This is a genomic window from Paenibacillus solani, from assembly GCF_050475945.1.
Taxonomy (GTDB): Bacteria; Bacillota; Bacilli; order Paenibacillales; family Paenibacillaceae; genus Paenibacillus_AQ; species Paenibacillus_AQ solani_A.
Window position 1 is genome coordinate 61,618 of sequence record NZ_JBCMXJ010000008.1, and the last position, 16,140, is coordinate 77,757.

A 16,140-nucleotide genomic window follows, 5' to 3' on the forward strand; every position below is an offset into this window, starting at 1 on the left:
CTGTCATGTCAGTATTTTCGGTATTCGGATTCGTATCAGAGAGCCGTGACCAGTTGAGGAGCAGATCATCAAACCGTAACGACTGCCAAACCGGATCCGCAGCCGCTCATGCACATTTTTCAGACCGACCCCGTTCTCCCGATACTTCTTCAGTTGCCCCGGGTCCGTAGTCCACAGCTTCATCAGCGTCTCGGGATCAAAACCCGGACCATTATCCTCCACATCGATCACAATATCCTCGCCGTCTTCAGATACCCGGATCGAGATCAAGCCGCTTTCCTCCATCGGCTCAATCCCGTGATATAAAGCGTTCTCAACAATCGGCTGGACAATCAGCTTCTGTGTAACGTAATGCTTAAGTGCGGGCGGAAGTTCAATATCATAATTAAATTTCTCTTCAAACCGGAACTTCTGAATCCGCATATAATGCTGAACATGCTCCAGCTCCATGCTGAGCGGGATAAGCTCATGGTGCTCGCTGATGCTGATACGCAGCAGTTTACCAAGAGAAACCACCATCTTGCTGATATCCTTGTTTCCCTGTAGCACGGCCATTGAATTAATCGATTCCAGTGAGTTGTATATAAAGTGCGGATTAATTTGGGCAACCAGCGCCTGCATCTCCGCTTCCTTTTTGCGTGCTTGTTCCGTTTCGACCTGTCCGATTAGCTCCTGAATCTGCGTGCTCATCCGGTTAAAACCGTCAATCAACAGATCCGTTTCATCCTCCGCCACTCGATGGGAAGGAATCGGAACGAAGATCCCCTGCTTCACGCGCTTCATCCCATTCACTGCACTGATGATGCTGCGCACCATCCTGCGCACAAAAAAACGGTCGAACAGAAACGCCGACACGAGCGAGATCAATCCCAGAATCATGGCCAGGTTACGAATGGGAACCGATTCAGCTGAGATGAGTTTACTTGGTGTGATCGCGACTAGAAACCATTCTTTATTATGAGAAGGGGAATACGTGATCAGTGATTTTTCATTTGCATATTGATCGACATAATATCCTTTTCCATTCGTATAATCATCCGAGAGAAACGGGAATGCCGTCTGCTCCCCGATATGTCCGCCTGACTTGCTGAACACGATATGCCCCTGTTTGTTAACGAGCAGGATATCTCCCTGTTTAAGTGTTGCTGCCTCCCAGAACACCTGATCAAGCAGATCCGACTTTACGTAGATCACGAAGGTCCCAATATCCTCCAGCGTATAGTAATCCTTTATCACTCGCGATTGAATCAAAACAGGAGAACCGGAGGCTGCAGAGCCGTTCTCGCCGGGTCCGACCCATACGGGACGTCCCTCTGCCTTCTCCACCGCTTCGTACCAATCCTGCCTTTTCAGCTCCTGAAGCTCCATCTCACCATTCGTATGATAAAGCAATTGATCATTCGAATAAAAGGCAAACGATGCAATCATCGGATGATTGATTAAATTGTTGATCTCCTGCCGCTGCTCGTAGGTAACTGCGTATTCCGGCTGCTTCAGCATCTGCTGAATCCATTTCTGGGTAATGGCCGAGTTTGAAATCGTCGTGATTTCATTCAAGGCAAACTTTAGCTTGCGATCGGTTTCTAGAAGCGAAATCCAGTAAAAATCATTCGACTTCTTCTCCATCGCTTCCGAAAAGCTATAATAGGAAACCCCGCCCAGTGCGATGACGGGAATGAAAACCAGAAGAATAATAGCGAGCAATATTTTTCGGCGGAGTTTCATGAAGCCTTCCTCCCTCCACTCTACTATGTCTATTATTCTTCATGACCGTCTGCATTCCTTGTCGAATTTCACCTTGCTTGCTAACTTTTTATAGCGCCAGATGTCAGTCCTGCGATGACCCATCGGCTGAACAATAAAAATACGATGAGAAGCGGCAATGTAGCCGTGAAGGTGGCCGACATGATCATGCCGAAGTCCAGGCCGTCCTTATTGGTGAACAATTGCTGCAGGGCGATTTGAATGGTGTAATTTTCTCTGTTTTTCAATACGACGAGCGGCCAGAAAAAGTCATTCCAGACATTCATGAAATTCAGAATGCCGAGCGTAGCCATCGCTGGTGTCACTACAGGTATGGCTATGTTCCAGAAGATCCGGAAATGCCCACCGCCATCAATCCGCCCCGCTTCAATCAGCTCGGTGTGAACAGCGGAAGTGATGTATTGGCGCATCCAGAAGATGCCGAAAGCATTGACCATAGCGGGCACGATCAGTGCTTTGTAGCTGTCGATCCAGTGCAGTTTGGCCATGATGACGTACTGTGGAAGCACGCCCAACTGGGCAGGCACAAGCATCGTGGCGATAACAAAAACAAACAGTGTCTTTTTCAAAGGAAACTCATATTTGGCAAAAGCATAACCCGCCAGCGTACAGAGGAACACAACGGACAATGTAACGGCTGTAGAGACAACCACCGAGTTCATCAGTGCTCTGAAGAAATCCGTCCGTTCCAGTACGCGTGAAAAGTTATCCAGGAACTGGGTTCCAGGCGTAAGGAGCGGCGGAATATGAAATGCAGCATCCTTGTCATTTGTAGCCACGACAAACATCCAATAGAATGGGAAGATTGACACTAGCGCGCCAAGGATCATGAATAGATAAAAGAAAAATTTTGCGAGTATACCGGGTTCATCCGGTTTTTTCCTTCTTATGGCGACTGTGCTCATGCTTTATTACCTCCCGTGCCTTTGCCTTCGCGTCCCAGCATCATATTCAATACCGAGAACAGAATGGTTGCAATAAACAAGAGGACCGCCGTGGCCGCAGCCGTACCGAAGAATCCATTCTTAAAGGCTTCATTATACAAATATGTGACCATCGTTACTCCTTCCTGCCGTGTCGAGCCCGTGCCGGACTGACCGAGGAATACATAAGGCTCCGTGAACAATTGAAGCGCGCCAATCGTCGATACCAAGGTAACGAACAGAATGAATGGCCGAAGAAGCGGAAGCGTGATATAGAGCAGCTGCTGGCCCCGGGTGGCACCATCGATTTTGGCTGCTTCATAAATATCAGTCGGAATGCTCTGCAGACCGGACAGAAAAATAATGGCATTATAACCCATCCACCGCCACATGACCATGGACGAGATTGCAATTTTGACACCCCACCAGCCGGAGTTAAACGGCACGCTTTCAGCACCGAAGGTGTTCAGCATCCAGTTAACCATCCCGTTGTTGCCAAACATCGTGCTGAATACCAGCGTCACGGCAACGATCGAAGTAATGTTCGGCATGAAATACAGAATGCGGAACGTATTCTTGAATCTGTTCAAGGCCGAGTTGAGCATAACCGCAACGAATAAGGCCACGATCAGCTGCGGCAAGGTTCCCATCAAAGCCATGATGAGTGTGTTGCTAAAAGCAATCCAAAAGGTCGGGTCGCTTGTAATCAGCTCATAGTTCTTGAAGCCGACGTATTTCATTGGTCCAAGTGCGTCCCATTTGAAGAAGGATAAGTAGATGGTAAAAATAATCGGATACAGTCCAAAAATTGCGAACAAGATGAAGAATGGTGAGATAAACGTATAAGCCGTAAACCGGCTACGCACCGTCTCCGTCAACCAGCGCCGTTTTGTCGGTACCGATTGCGGTGACTCTGTTGTAGCTGAAGCTGTGTCTGCCATGAAGGCACCTCCAGGTAGGTAAGGATAAATCCAAATCCGAGCGGAGAGAAGTGTCTCTCTACTCGGATTCGGATGAATGATGGACAATTTATGGGATGATTGTGCTAGTCAGGAAACTTCCCTTTTTCCTAGCTGCGATCAACCAGTGTCTTGATTTGTTTCATTGCGCTTTCCCATTCTTTTTGCGGGTCGGCTTTTTTCTCTAACACATTTTTGAGTGCGTTCTTAATAATGGTGTCGGTTTGGTCATGAAGCGGTCCGTAGTAAACCGGCTTGATGCGTTCTGCCGATTTGGCATATGCTTCGGAAATGACCTGGCCGCCAAAGAATGCATCCTTCTCCTCTGTAAATGAAGGCTCGCTGTAAACCGCCGGAATGGATGGGAATAAGCCGCTGTCCTTAAACGATTTCAACTGGTTATCTTTGTTCAGCACCCATGAAATGAATTCGAAAGCTTCCTTCGAATGCTTGCCTTCCTTCGGCAGAGTCAGGAACGAGCCGCCCCAATTGCCTGCTCCTTCAGGAAGCTGGGCAATCTGCCATTTGCCCGCAGTGTCCTTGGCATTACGAATCGTGCCGGCAATCCAAGCAGGGCCGAGCATGACGCCAAAGTCTCCATCATTAATCGCTTTTTGCCATTCAGGAGACCACAGAATCCAGTTGCCGATCCAGCCTTCCTGAATGCCTTTTACCGTAAAGTCATAAGCTTTTCTTACTTGCGGGTTCGTATCTCCGATAAAGGAGCCGTCCTCTTTGTTGAAGTAGATTTGATCCGGAGATTGGTCACGCACCCCGTTGTATACCAGGTCCGTCAGGTCGGCGAATGGTTTTCCTGTTTTGCTCGTGAAATCCTTCCCTACGCTGGCGAATTTGTCCCAAGAGTCAATCGCTGCGCTAAACCCGTCCGGATCCGTTGGCAGTCCGGCTTGCTCAGCCAGATCTGTGCGGTAGTACACAACCGTAGGGCCGATGTCTGTTGGCAGACCGAGTTGGAAGGAGCCATCAACCGATGTAGCCTGCTTCCATTTCCACTCCAGGTAGTTACCTTCCAGGTCTTTGGCGCCGAGATCGTACAGATTGTAGAACTTATCCTGGTTGTTGATGAAGCGCTCCATAAAGGCGATTTCCAATTGGAAAATGTCAGGAGCACCGGACCCTGCGGACAATGCTGTCGTCAGATTGTTGTGATGTGCGGTTTGGTCTGACGTATTCTGGAACTTGAACGTGATGTTCGGATGCTCTTTCGTATATTCCTTCGCCAGATCCTCATAGTTGGTTGTTCCCAGTGACCAGAAGGAGAGCTCGATTTTCTCTGTGGACTCTGTTCCTTCTTTGGTATTATCTGTTCCTTCACTGCTGCTGCCTCCCCCAGGAGATTCAGCCGTACTGCCTCCGTTACTGCCCCCGCCTCCACATGCGGCCAGCGTGAACACCATGATGATACTCAGGAGCAGCAAGCTCCATGATTTAAACCTTTTCATTGTTCTACCCCTCTTCCATGGAACGTATTTTTCTTCTTTAGTCTAATGAAAGCGGCACCAAATTTTGAGGAGGTAAACTTTCGAATTTAAGTTGAATTTATTACGATTCGGGTTTGTCTATCCAAAAATCACAGCACAAAAAAACCGCATATCGAATGTCGATAGCGGTCTTATAATTAATTAGAATTCATATTGTCCATTTGATGATGGAACCCGCGTAGGTCATGCCCCCTCCAAATCCGTAAAGCAGTGCATGGTCTCCTGCCTTCAGCCGTCCTTCATCCACCGCCAGCTGAAGTGCAAGCGGAATGGAGGCAGCGGAGGTATTCCCCCGGTACTCGACGCTGGTTAAGGTGCGGTCCATGGTAAATGGCCCCCGCTCGTTAATCGCCTCGATCATCCGAAGATTGGCGCTGTGCGGTACAAACCAATCCACTTCATCGGCGGTCATCTCCCCTTTGGATAGAAGGGTTCGGACACCGTCCGGAATGTTCCGAATGGCCCATTTATAAATTTCACGGCCATTTTGCACAAGACAGCCGCTTTTTAATTCCGTTCCGTCCATTTGCTCGGAGAGTGCTGTTTTATACAGATGAATGCCGCCTTCGCCAAAAGTTCCGGATATAGACGCAATGACACTAGGTGAATTCTCATCTCTCTCCATCAATACCGCACCGGCACCATCTCCAAACAACACGCATGTCGTCCGGTCGGTGTAATCCGTAATCTTCGATAAAGTTTCTGCACCGATAACCAGAATCTTACGGTAAGCTCCCCCGGATATTAATCCGTCAGCCATCTGCAGCGCATATACAAATCCCGCACAGGCGGCATTCAGATCCAGCGCTCCTGTGCTAACGATACCCAGCTTGGACTGCACCCGGGAGGCTGTGCTGGGAAAAGAATACTCCGGCGTGCTTGTCGCCACAAGAATCATATCGGCATCCTGTACGGTAACCCCATACCGATCCACCATATCCTCTACGGCCTTTACGGATAAATCCGATACATACTCATGCGGGGCAGCAATCCGGCGTTCCCTCATACCTGTTCGCTGCACAATCCACTCATCGCTCGTCTCAACCATTTTCTCCAAATCGGCATTGGTTAAGATCCGTTCAGGAACATAGGTCCCGATTGCTGTTATTCTTGACTTTGATTGGCTCATCATTCCCACCTCCAAGTTTACAACTATTATAACACCAAGTACTAGTACTTGGTACTAATTTTTATTTATATATGTTCTTTACAGCCTTCACCAACTTCCCCTATATCTAAACACATAGCTGCCACTCCACATCAAAAACCTTTACCGCTGAAGCGATAAAGGTTCTCTAACCACCACTAGAAATATACTTCCTCACCAACCGATAAGGAATAAATATGATGATGGAGACTCGTTGCTTCCGCTGCCAGACAAGCTTGTAACTGGTCCGTTTCTTCTTTCTCTGCATGAACAAGTACTGTATGCCGAGCCGGAACACCGGTTATCATCTGACGCACGTCTGTCAGTCCTTGATGTACTTTATACCTGATCTTTGTGACAGCGCAGGCACCGTATGACGCGGGATGCTCAAGAAGACGTTGTCCAAAGGTCCCCTGGGAAACATGGCCTGTGAGCAGGATCAGATTCCGGGTATCACCTGACATCTGGCGATAGTACCACTGTGCAAGATTTGATTGCATCATCCCATCGGTTACGAACCAAAGCGATGCCCCATGCTTTTGGAGTAAGGACTCACGTTCTGCCTCAGTCGTGGGCACGATCCAATCGTTCCGGCTCAGCAATAACTCCAAGTGATCTCTCATTCTCTGATCAGACACCTGACTGCGAAGCCATTCCGAACGTTTGAGCAGTCTCTTCAGCCCTTGAATCAGCGGCTTTTCGATCACGATCGGCACATCCACCCAATTCCTATACGCCCACAGGATCATTTCCTGCCCTCGACCGGCAGCCGGCACAGGTATCAACACCTTACCGCCGGTTTGCAGCGTGCTCTGAATCTTTTGTTCCAATTGCTCCAACTTATCGGCCTGTGAATTCGTGTCTGTCCCGTAAGCTGCATCCACTATAGCCAGATCCAGCAACATGGAAGAGGGCTTATCCACCAATGCAGGGCTGTCATCCTCAAGCAGTAGCGATTCCGATGTGTAATCGCCTGAATAGAAGATTCTTTTGCCTTCAGCTTGTACCATAAACCAGACAGCCCCCACCATATGGCCGCTTCGCCCCCACATGACCTCTACGCCAGGAAGTGCTTCAAACCATGTTAGCTTCTCAGCCTCTTCCTCCAGGTATCGGTAGCGGATCGCCAGCTGATCCTCCTCCCTGTATGGAAGTTCTACGCCTGCCCTTGCGGTAAACTCTCCCCAGGAGGAAAAATAAGCCGTTAACTGGGCTGCCGTCTCTCGGGTTGTCCATACTTCTCCTTGATAGCCAAACCGGTACAGGAGTGGTATCGCCACCGAGTGATCTTCGTGGGCATGCGACAGAAACACAGCGTCCAGCTTCGGTACCTGTTCTTGCTGGATCATCGGATAGTCTCCCGATCCTTCCTTCTTAACACCGCAATCCAGGAGCAAATGAACCTGGCTGCCGCTTAATAAATAGGCAGAGCGGCCGTGCTCGCCCGCACCGCCCCACACCGTCAGTTTCATCATGATGCATTCCACTTTCTTTTAGAATTCATAGCTTCGACCAGCAGTAACAGCAGCACCGTCATACCGACAGAGACGACAGCCATGGCCATCCCGAGAGATACCTGCCCCTGCTCAAATTGGGCAAAAATATACGTAGCCGATGTCTGCATTGATGGCGGTAGAATGAGCAGTGATCCGACCAGCTCCCGTGAAGCAATCGTGAAGGTCATGATCCATCCTGCCAGCATGCCGGGCATAATCAGCGGCAGCAGAATCCGCCGCAGTATAAGCAGAGGTCCGCCTCCAAATACCTGTCCCGCCTGAAACAAAGTGCCGTCAATCTGCGAGAAGCTGGCTTTCACGTACTGCACCGTATACGGGAGGAACAGTACGACGTACGTCAGCACCACCATTCCATAGGTATTGTAGAGCGTAACCGGCATCCACGGAGCATTCCAGAACAGGATCAAACCGACCACGATTACAATGCCGGGAACCGTATTCGGCAAGAGACTTAACAGATCAATAACCCGCTGCATCCGCCCTTGAGACTTGCCGATCACTAAGGCGAAACCGGTACCGAGCAGAACGGCAACGGTAGATGCCGCAAGCGACAGACCCAGACTGTTACCAAGTGCCTTCTGGCTGACCGATCCCCAGGACAGCAATTCCTTATAATGATCAAGTGTCAGATTATCGAAGGATAATCCGGCTCCCCGGAGCTTCATAAGCGATGCCGCAATGACGGAAAAGTAAGGAATACCGACAGATAATATCAGCAGCAATCCGATGTACAAACCGCAGACGGCTCCTTTGCTTCCGCGCAGCGAATACCTTTTGGAACGTTGCCCTTTGCCGCCCACCAGACGGTAGGTAAACTTTCGGCTGATCGTGGACTGCATATACCATATCACCAGACATACCGATAGCAGGACCGATGCCAGCGAGGTCGCTTTACCAAAATCGATGGGCCAGCTTGATATATATTTATGGATTTCCGAGGTCATCACATAATAGCCGATGCGGCGGCCGAATGTTGCCGGAGTACCGAATTCCGCAATCGTTTTGACGAACACCAGCATCGCGCCCATGCCGTAAGAGGATAACAACAGCGGCAGTATGATTTTTCTAAACCGGTATCCTGCGCTTGCCCCATGGACTGCGCCAGCCTCCTCCAGATTACCGCCGATCCGGATCAGCGCATCCCGCAGCAGCAGATAGAGAAACGGGAACAAATGCAGACTCATGATCAGCACCATACCGCCGAAGCTGAAGAAGGAATCGCTCCATTTCGCTGCTCCCGGCAGCCACTGCTGCAAATACCCGCCCTTTTGCATAAACAGAATCCAGCCCATCGAACCGATATACGGCGGGGTCATGAACGGAATCATCAGAATCACGTCCACCCACCGATGCTGTCCCAGCCGGGTTTTGGCCATCATCCAGGCGAGCGGCAGCGCGAGCATGGTTGATCCTGCTACCACGCACACCCCTAACCAGATCGATTGCAGCAAAACGCCAGACAGCTCATGACCAGCTATCGTTCGTAGTGGGGCCAGCCAATCGAAGTGCTGATCTCGGTATACACTTTGCCAGAAAATAAGCAGCAGCGGTACACCGATGCTTATGATAAGAAGAAAAAGGGCGAGAATAACGCCCGTTTTCCGTATGAATCGCTGACTGTCCATGATGACAGGTCTCACTCCCAGTTCACCTCACATTGCCTTCCTGTGCTTCACTCTTAGTGGATGTTCAACCGATCTTTTTGAACACGCACTCTTATGCATCACTTGAATACTTCGGAAAAACGTGCCGCCGTCTCATCCCCATGTTCGTTCATCCAAGCCCAATCCACTTTAAACACCGGGATATCCTTCAAATTAGTCCGACCTTCAGCCTCCACGTCTTCACGGCCAGGAATCAGATAGGCATCCGCTACCAGCTTCTGTGCTTCGTCAGACAGCAAGTAGTCGATGAAAGCCTTGGCATTATCTACGTTCGGACTGGATTTCAAAATTGCAGCCGGTCTTGGACTTACAACGGTTCCTTCCTCCGGATATACAATATCAAGCGGCTCACCCTTGGCTTTAGCAGAATACGCCATATAGTCCACGCCTGCGGCAACCAAACTCTTGGCACCGGTAATCACCGGGTCCAACGCTTCCTGGTTCGCTCCTGCCATGGCAGTTCCATTGGCTTTATAATTCTCGAACAGTTTCCAGCCTGCATCGCCCTTCACGCTCAAGTAACCCGTGATAAAATCCAGTGCTGATCCCGAGAGTGTCGGATCTGGAATATTAACTGCATCCTTCCACTCCGGCAGACCTAAGTCTGCCCAGCTTTGAGGCGGTGCGGAGACCAGATTCGTATTGTATACAATCCCGAGCGCTGATGCGCTTGTGCTGAAATAGTTTCCTTCCGCGTCGGACCAATCCTTATTCAGCTTGTCCGCATTGGCAGCTTCCGGATAAGGCAGTGTCAGACCCTCTGCCTTCAAGGCCTGGGCAGAAGGCAGCGATGCGAGAATGACAACATCCGCTACCGGATTCGATTTTTCCGCTTCCATCCGTGCCAAGATTTTGCCCGTTGTACCTTGGAACATCTCTACTTTCACTCCGGTCTTGGCTTCAAAACCGCTTACGATATTGTCGGCAAGCTTTTGTGGGCCTGCGCTGTAAAGAACGAGTTTACCTCCGGCCTGCGTACTCCCGGATGCAGATGCCTTACCTGTATCCTGTGCCGGCTTACCAGCCGAATCCCCACTTGGCGTATTGCCGCAACCAAACAGACTTAGGCTCATAACAGATGCCAACAACAGCACCGCGCTTTTTTTCCGTACATTCCATTGACTCATTTCTCCCCAGCTCCTCTTCTTCTTAGCCTGCAGCAGCAGGCGTGCGTTTTGCTGTATTTTGATGCACGCTCTTGTTCGTATCGTGACTCGGCTTTTCACCCATCCGACAGATCTTCTGTGGAGACACGTACAGATTCACGAGTTCTCCGACAGGTACTCTTTTGTTCAGATATGCGGTCCACTCGTCCATTCCATCCACCTGTAAGCGAATTTCGTATCGCTCGCCTACATAACTCACGCTTAGCACGGTTGCCTGGTAGCACATATCCTCCGTGCTTGTCCTGCTCCATGTCACATGCTCCGGTCTCACCATGGAGTGATCCTCCGTCAGCCAATTGGACTTGCCGATAAACGAAGCTACAAAGGGATGACTTGGTGTTTCATATATCATCTCCGGGGTTCCACGCTGCAGGACTTCTCCCTTCCGCATAACCACAATTTCATCCGACATCGACATGGCTTCCACCTGATCATGTGTGACATAAAGAGCAGTCAGCCCCATATCCTTCACAAGTGACATCATTTCGATCCGCATTTCCTCTCTAAGCACAGCATCTAGCGCACTTAGAGGCTCATCGAACAGTACCAGTGCCGGGCGGATGGCTACGGCTCTGGCAAATGCAACCCGCTGCTGTTGTCCACCGGACAGCTGATGCGGATAACGTTCCTCCATCCCCTCCAAACGGACCATGGCCAGCGCTTCGGTTACTTTTTTTCTGAGATCCGCTTTAAGCTTGGCTGCTTTTAATCCGAACGCTACATTTTCGTATACCGTCATATGCGGCCAGAGGGCAAAATCCTGAAATACCATCCCGAAATTGCGTTTATGCGACGGCACATCGATTCTCTGGTTCTGGGAATAGATACACCGGTCTTCCGCATAGATCTCTCCTTCATCCGGCTGTTCCAGCCCGGCGATCATTCTTAGCAGTGTCGTTTTGCCGCAGCCAGATGGCCCGAGCAATGTGGTGAATTGACCATGACGGAGTTTTAAATCAGTAGGAAGTAAAGCGAGTGTACCCTGAAATGATTTTTGAATGCCCCTGATTTCTATATCCACTTTGATCCCAACCTGTCTTCTTAAGCTATTTCTAGTGTAAGGCTGGCGTTTAAGCGGTGTATTAGAGGAATGTAAACGTAGAATTAACTTTTTGTTTGAATTCTGTTGATACTCATAGATTAAATCTATATAGAGAGCATTAATGAGGAATAATTAAGGGAGAGATATATGCATGAATCTGATGAAGCTGCAAATTGTGGAACTGATCGACCGTCATCATCATATGACCAGCGTGGCAGACATACTTGGCATTAAGCAGCCCACGGTTACTTTTCATATGAAGTCCCTGGAAGAAGAACTGAAAGTCCGGCTGTTCGAGTCCCGAAGTGGAAAAACATTTCTTACCGAGGCTGGACAAGCTCTATTGCATTATGCGGTGAAAATAAACGCGCTTGCCAAGGAATCAGAGCGAGTCGTCCGCGAGTACGACAGCTTATATCGGGGAACGCTGCACATTGGAGCCAGTTATGTCCCTGCCACCTATCTGCTGCCCGCGATATTGAATGCTTTTTCCCGCGAGTTTCCCGGCATACGGATTTCCTTATCGGTCAAGCCTTCTCCGGTTATCCGCGACATGCTGGTACGGCACCAGATTGATCTGGGCATTATTTCTTCCGCACCCTTTACGGGTCCCAGTCTACAGGCCGAATCACTATGCGAAGATGATCTGATCCTAATATGTTCGCCTGACCATCTGTTGGCAAAATCGGATTCACTGCAGCCTGAGCAGATCATTCGCACTCCCTTTGCCTTGCATGGCACCGAATCCAGCACAAGGCAGCTGACCGACCAGTGGCTTGCGCAGCATGGTTTGCATATGAGGAGTCCGGTGGAGCTGGACTCGCTAGAAGCAATCAAGCAGCTGGTATTGTTGGGGGATCATATTTCCTTTATATCGCGGATGGCGGTACAGCGGGAGCTGCAGCAAGGCTTACTGCACGTTATGCCCATTCCCGGCCACCAGGCATCCCGTCATATATACTGCGTCCACAATAAGGACCGTCTTCCTTCCGTACAAATTCAGCGTTTTCAGGAGGTTTTACGTGAGATGGGCAATCAACTGTAGCTAGCTATGTGGGGGATAGGTGAGGTTTCTCTGGATTCAATCAAGGTGGATTAACAAAAAATGTATAATTCCATTCAATAATTCTATAAACATTTGATACAATCACCCTCCCCCGTTAACAACTCACAATTATTCAGCGTTTAAAGTAAGTGGTGTACCTAAATCCAGCTTATGGGAGTGATTGTGTTGAGAAAATGGAAACAGCTGACGTTGTCTTTCATGGTGGGTTTCACGGCTATAGGAAGTGGATTAACAGGATTCCAGGCATCAGAGGTTTCGGCAGCCGCCAATGCCGTGCCTTCGTATGAAGTAAAATTCCTGGCCAAACCGGAAACCGTGCTGGAATCCGGTGGAAGTCTGCGGAGCGAAGTCATCCAAGCATTCGGAATAGCTTCTGCCCCTCAGGCAATCGGTGTAGCTTATTTTGACACAGACCAGTTGGAGCTAAATGCCGAGGGTTGGGATGTTCGTTTTCGTAAAAAAGAGGACAAGGATAACTACGAGCTTACTTATAAGAAACGCTATCCCATCGTAAATGGAGACATTAATGCCGCGCTCAGCTTGGCTAATCAGGAGGGCTTTGATGCTTCTGATGACAATTACGAGGCCGAGATTGATTGGGGCTATGGCAAACAAACGCTTAGTTTCTCCAACACCAAGAAGATCAGCACATCGACTGCTGGCACAGCGCTCCCATCCGAACAAGATGCCCTGGCAATGCTGCTGGACAAACTCCCAGGGAAGCTCAAAAAATGGACCTCTCCAACTTGGGGTCAGCAAAAGCTTTCACAGTCCCGCATCCATGGACCTCTGACCTTCTTGCGCTACGAGGGATTATGGAATGGCCAGAAATTAAGCCTCGAAGTTTGGCCGATTCGTACTGCAGATGGCACCGGGACCGAGAATCTAATCGAAGTCTCTTTTAAAACCTCTGATGTCTCGGTTGCTTCCCATCTTCGATCAGATCTAATGGAATCCCTGGAGTCTAACGGTTGGCTGCTTCCTATCGACGGTTTGAAGACGCAGCTGATCTTGGAACGATATTAAGTTAGAGATAAGCTATTGAGGTAAACAAAAGAAGGGCGTCCACTAGTGGGACGTCCTTCTTTCTGATGCTCATTATTTTTATTAACAACCATATGTTTGTAAAAATATAGGTTTTATTGAATTAATTAAGAGGTTATTATAGAGACATCTTCACTCATTACATTTATAGAAAGTCGGTGTCTTCTTGAAATTTAAAAAAATGCTTTTACCATTCCCCTTATTTCTCATGGTTTTCATTCTGGGTATTTTATTAGCTCTCTTACTTCCCGGAAAGGGAGTTTACTTTGTTATCGTTCCTCTTTGTCTCTTTCTTTTCACTATATTTATACATGAATTTGGACATTTTATAGTAGGTGTTGCAAAAGGACTAAAACCGATTGAAATGAATGTTGGCCCGCTGCGTCTGCTCTTTAAGAAGCGTTCCCTTCAAGTTCTCCCTAATAATAACTGGCAGTATTTTGGTGGAACAATACATTTTTCTGCGAGCAATTCAGATTATAAGGGTATGGCTCGCAAATGGTCTTGGATGGCTCTAGGAGGCCCCGCTGCAAGTTTATTTACTGCTCTGCTCATCCTCTTACTTTTTAGTTCCTCTCCTTTATGGTTGGATACACTTTTATTGATGAACCTGGGTATTGGTGTCGTTACATTGATTCCTTCGACCAACGGATCATTTTATTCTGATGGGAAACATTTTTGGATCCTACGCAAAGAATCTACTCGTGCAAATCTAATGATGGCTTCTGTTATTTTACAAAGGGATTTTTCTTCAAAACTTATTCCTTCAGAATGGAACCCTGAAGTGATTAATGCCTCTTCCCATATGCTGAATAACGTAATAGACCGAACAACGGAACAACTCATCGAAGAATCGCAGCTGCGAATGTTTCTCTATTATTACTTTGCCGATAAAGAACAAATAGATCAAGCCATAAAATACATCCAGCCCCTAGTTATGTTAGGAAATACTTCGGGTTTCAATACACTCGTCCGTATCATGATCGTTAGTTTATATGCTTGTCACTTTTTCTTGCAACCTTCATCTGACGCTCAATCTCGCTTAGAAGCCGAATCACTTGTACAATCGTTGCCTAATAAGGAGCCCTACAGTTACCACAAAGCTTGGGCTGCTATGCTGTCCACACAAGGAAAAACGAAAGAAGCGGCAGAACACCTATCGCAAGCTCAATTATTATTAGAAAAATGGTATAAGCCAATTGGTACCTATCAAGTCGAAAAGAAGATCTTATCCCAAATTGAAAACCGTTTAATTTCCTAACCACGCTAAACCAACATAAAAAGCCTTCCGGAAGGAAGGCTTTAATCATAGTGTAATAAACCGAAATATGTATGGAGCGGACGACGGGAATCGAACCCGCGACCCTCGCCTTGGCAAGGCGATGCTCTACCGCTGAGCCACGTCCGCAAAATCCCCAACACTATTCATATTCTTGTAAAATGGGGCGATCGAGGGGAATTGAACCCCCGAGTGCCGGAGCCACAATCCGGTGCGTTAACCACTTCGCCACGACCGCCATATCTACAATTAATTTAAATGGTGCCGTCGAGAGGACTTGAACCCCCAACCTACTGATTACAAGTCAGTTGCTCTACCAATTGAGCTACAACGGCTTATTCATATAGTTATAACACGATATTTTCAATATGTAATAAATAATTGGTTGCGGGGGCAGGATTTGAACCTACGACCTTCGGGTTATGAGCCCGACGAGCTACCGAACTGCTCCACCCCGCGTCATTAAAAGGGTTACTTGTATGGGACCCCCGAAAAGTAATCGGAATTTTCTGCGAAGCATGATCTTCACTTTTTGGGGTGCAATTATGGTGGAGGCTAACGGGATCGAACCGCTGACCCTCTGCTTGTAAGGCAGATGCTCTCCCAGCTGAGCTAAGCCTCCATATATGGTGCGCGTAGAGGGACTTGAACCCCCACGTCAAAGACGCTAGATCCTAAGTCTAGTGCGTCTGCCAATTCCGCCATACGCGCGCATCCAATAAAAACTTTGTTAACCTGTAGGAGATACTCTCACTTCGTTCGAGACTGCGAAGTCTAAGCTTACGAAGTTCATGCTCCGACGAACCGTGGTGGTTCTCATCCCCTGAAGCATTTAATGTTAGTGGTGACCCGTAGGGGATTCGAACCCCTGTTACCTCCGTGAAAGGGAGGTGTCTTAACCCCTTGACCAACGGGCCTTAATCAAAAATATATAAAGTCCGAGTGAGCATCCGCATGCAGTCAGCCCGCTCGGACGTTTTTTTGCAATCATTCACTTATACAAGTAGATGACAGGCAAAAAAAATACCACTTTCAAAGTGGTTTCCGCTTGGCGACGTCCTACTCTC

Annotated in this window: 12 protein-coding genes and 7 tRNA genes; 3 read left to right on the plus strand and 16 right to left on the minus strand. The window is 48.5% G+C overall.

Going from position 1 to position 16,140, the window contains the following annotated elements:
• Positions 1-3: 3 nt before the first annotated feature.
• From ABEQ74_RS10875 to ABEQ74_RS10915, 9 genes are all read right to left on the minus strand, one after another.
• The gene (locus ABEQ74_RS10875) at positions 4-1,725 is read right to left on the minus strand and encodes a sensor histidine kinase (RefSeq protein ID WP_430122207.1); all 1,722 of its coding nucleotides are present in this window, start codon (positions 1,723-1,725) and stop codon (positions 4-6) included.
• A gap of 80 nt (positions 1,726-1,805) precedes the next feature.
• A complete protein-coding gene (locus ABEQ74_RS10880) occupies positions 1,806-2,669 on the minus strand; it encodes a carbohydrate ABC transporter permease (protein WP_430122208.1) in 864 nt (287 codons plus the stop codon).
• Positions 2,666-3,628, minus strand: a complete 963-nt coding sequence (locus ABEQ74_RS10885; protein ID WP_430122209.1) for a carbohydrate ABC transporter permease — start codon at positions 3,626-3,628, stop codon at positions 2,666-2,668. Before ABEQ74_RS10885 ends, ABEQ74_RS10880 begins: the two co-directional genes overlap by 4 nt.
• Before the next feature lie 128 nt (positions 3,629-3,756).
• Positions 3,757-5,109 carry an extracellular solute-binding protein gene (locus ABEQ74_RS10890; RefSeq protein ID WP_430122210.1) on the minus strand — a complete coding sequence of 451 codons (1,353 nt, stop codon included), beginning with the start codon at positions 5,107-5,109 and terminating at the stop codon, positions 3,757-3,759.
• 187 nt (positions 5,110-5,296) lie between these two features.
• Entirely contained in the window at positions 5,297-6,277 is a 981-nt protein-coding gene (locus ABEQ74_RS10895; protein ID WP_430122211.1) for a ketoacyl-ACP synthase III, read from the minus strand.
• 176 nt (positions 6,278-6,453) lie between these two features.
• Complete coding sequence (locus ABEQ74_RS10900; RefSeq protein WP_430122212.1) at positions 6,454-7,770, minus strand: MBL fold metallo-hydrolase; 1,317 nt, start codon at positions 7,768-7,770, stop codon at positions 6,454-6,456.
• Positions 7,767-9,437, minus strand: coding sequence for an ABC transporter permease (locus tag ABEQ74_RS10905; protein ID WP_430122221.1), 1,671 nt, complete (start codon positions 9,435-9,437; stop codon positions 7,767-7,769). Before ABEQ74_RS10905 ends, ABEQ74_RS10900 begins: the two co-directional genes overlap by 4 nt.
• A gap of 98 nt (positions 9,438-9,535) precedes the next feature.
• Positions 9,536-10,603, minus strand: coding sequence for an ABC transporter substrate-binding protein (locus ABEQ74_RS10910; RefSeq protein ID WP_430122213.1), 1,068 nt, complete (start codon positions 10,601-10,603; stop codon positions 9,536-9,538).
• A 22-nt stretch (positions 10,604-10,625) separates the two neighbouring features.
• On the minus strand, positions 10,626-11,663 hold the full coding sequence (locus ABEQ74_RS10915) for an ABC transporter ATP-binding protein (protein ID WP_430122215.1): 1,038 nt from the start codon (positions 11,661-11,663) through the stop codon (positions 10,626-10,628).
• A 172-nt stretch (positions 11,664-11,835) separates the two neighbouring features.
• Here ABEQ74_RS10915 and ABEQ74_RS10920 point away from each other — a divergent pair, with 172 nt between their 5' ends.
• From ABEQ74_RS10920 to ABEQ74_RS10930, 3 genes are all read left to right on the plus strand, one after another.
• Positions 11,836-12,729: a LysR substrate-binding domain-containing protein gene (locus ABEQ74_RS10920; protein WP_430122216.1), complete on the plus strand. Its 894-nt coding sequence runs from the start codon at positions 11,836-11,838 to the stop codon at positions 12,727-12,729.
• Positions 12,730-12,912: 183 nt separating this feature from the next.
• Positions 12,913-13,776, plus strand: a complete 864-nt coding sequence (locus ABEQ74_RS10925) for a hypothetical protein (RefSeq protein ID WP_430122217.1) — start codon at positions 12,913-12,915, stop codon at positions 13,774-13,776.
• A 184-nt stretch (positions 13,777-13,960) separates the two neighbouring features.
• Positions 13,961-15,055: a site-2 protease family protein gene (locus ABEQ74_RS10930; RefSeq protein ID WP_430122218.1), complete on the plus strand. Its 1,095-nt coding sequence runs from the start codon at positions 13,961-13,963 to the stop codon at positions 15,053-15,055.
• 72 nt (positions 15,056-15,127) lie between these two features.
• Here the strand turns inward: ABEQ74_RS10930 and ABEQ74_RS10935 are convergent.
• The 7 genes from ABEQ74_RS10935 to ABEQ74_RS10965 all read right to left on the minus strand — a co-directional run bounded on the left by ABEQ74_RS10935 (position 15,128) and on the right by ABEQ74_RS10965 (position 15,990).
• Positions 15,128-15,202: transfer RNA gene (locus ABEQ74_RS10935), tRNA-Gly, on the minus strand.
• A 33-nt stretch (positions 15,203-15,235) separates the two neighbouring features.
• A tRNA-His gene (locus ABEQ74_RS10940) sits at positions 15,236-15,311 on the minus strand.
• Positions 15,312-15,332: 21 nt separating this feature from the next.
• A tRNA-Thr gene (locus ABEQ74_RS10945) sits at positions 15,333-15,408 on the minus strand.
• Positions 15,409-15,455: 47 nt separating this feature from the next.
• Positions 15,456-15,532, minus strand: a tRNA-Met gene (locus ABEQ74_RS10950).
• 87 nt (positions 15,533-15,619) lie between these two features.
• Positions 15,620-15,695: transfer RNA gene (locus tag ABEQ74_RS10955), tRNA-Val, on the minus strand.
• A 5-nt stretch (positions 15,696-15,700) separates the two neighbouring features.
• A tRNA-Leu gene (locus ABEQ74_RS10960) sits at positions 15,701-15,784 on the minus strand.
• 131 nt (positions 15,785-15,915) lie between these two features.
• Positions 15,916-15,990: transfer RNA gene (locus tag ABEQ74_RS10965), tRNA-Glu, on the minus strand.
• Between the last annotated feature and the right edge of the window lie 150 nt (positions 15,991-16,140).

What these genes read in the sequence shown, in the direction of transcription:
- ABEQ74_RS10875 (WP_430122207.1), bottom strand. Translation starts at nt 1,725, where the DNA reads ATGAAACTCCGCCGAAAAATATTGCTCGCTATTATTCTTCTGGTTTTC.
- ABEQ74_RS10895 (WP_430122211.1), bottom strand. Translation starts at nt 6,277, where the DNA reads ATGAGCCAATCAAAGTCAAGAATAACAGCAATCGGGACCTATGTTCCT.
- ABEQ74_RS10900 (WP_430122212.1), bottom strand. Translation starts at nt 7,770, where the DNA reads ATGATGAAACTGACGGTGTGGGGCGGTGCGGGCGAGCACGGCCGCTCT.
- ABEQ74_RS10905 (WP_430122221.1), bottom strand. Translation starts at nt 9,437, where the DNA reads ATGGACAGTCAGCGATTCATACGGAAAACGGGCGTTATTCTCGCCCTT.
- ABEQ74_RS10880 (WP_430122208.1), bottom strand. Translation starts at nt 2,669, where the DNA reads ATGAGCACAGTCGCCATAAGAAGGAAAAAACCGGATGAACCCGGTATA.
- ABEQ74_RS10885 (WP_430122209.1), bottom strand. Translation starts at nt 3,628, where the DNA reads ATGGCAGACACAGCTTCAGCTACAACAGAGTCACCGCAATCGGTACCG.
- ABEQ74_RS10910 (WP_430122213.1), bottom strand. Translation starts at nt 10,603, where the DNA reads ATGAGTCAATGGAATGTACGGAAAAAAAGCGCGGTGCTGTTGTTGGCA.
- ABEQ74_RS10890 (WP_430122210.1), bottom strand. Translation starts at nt 5,109, where the DNA reads ATGAAAAGGTTTAAATCATGGAGCTTGCTGCTCCTGAGTATCATCATG.
- ABEQ74_RS10920 (WP_430122216.1), top strand. Translation starts at nt 11,836, where the DNA reads ATGAATCTGATGAAGCTGCAAATTGTGGAACTGATCGACCGTCATCAT.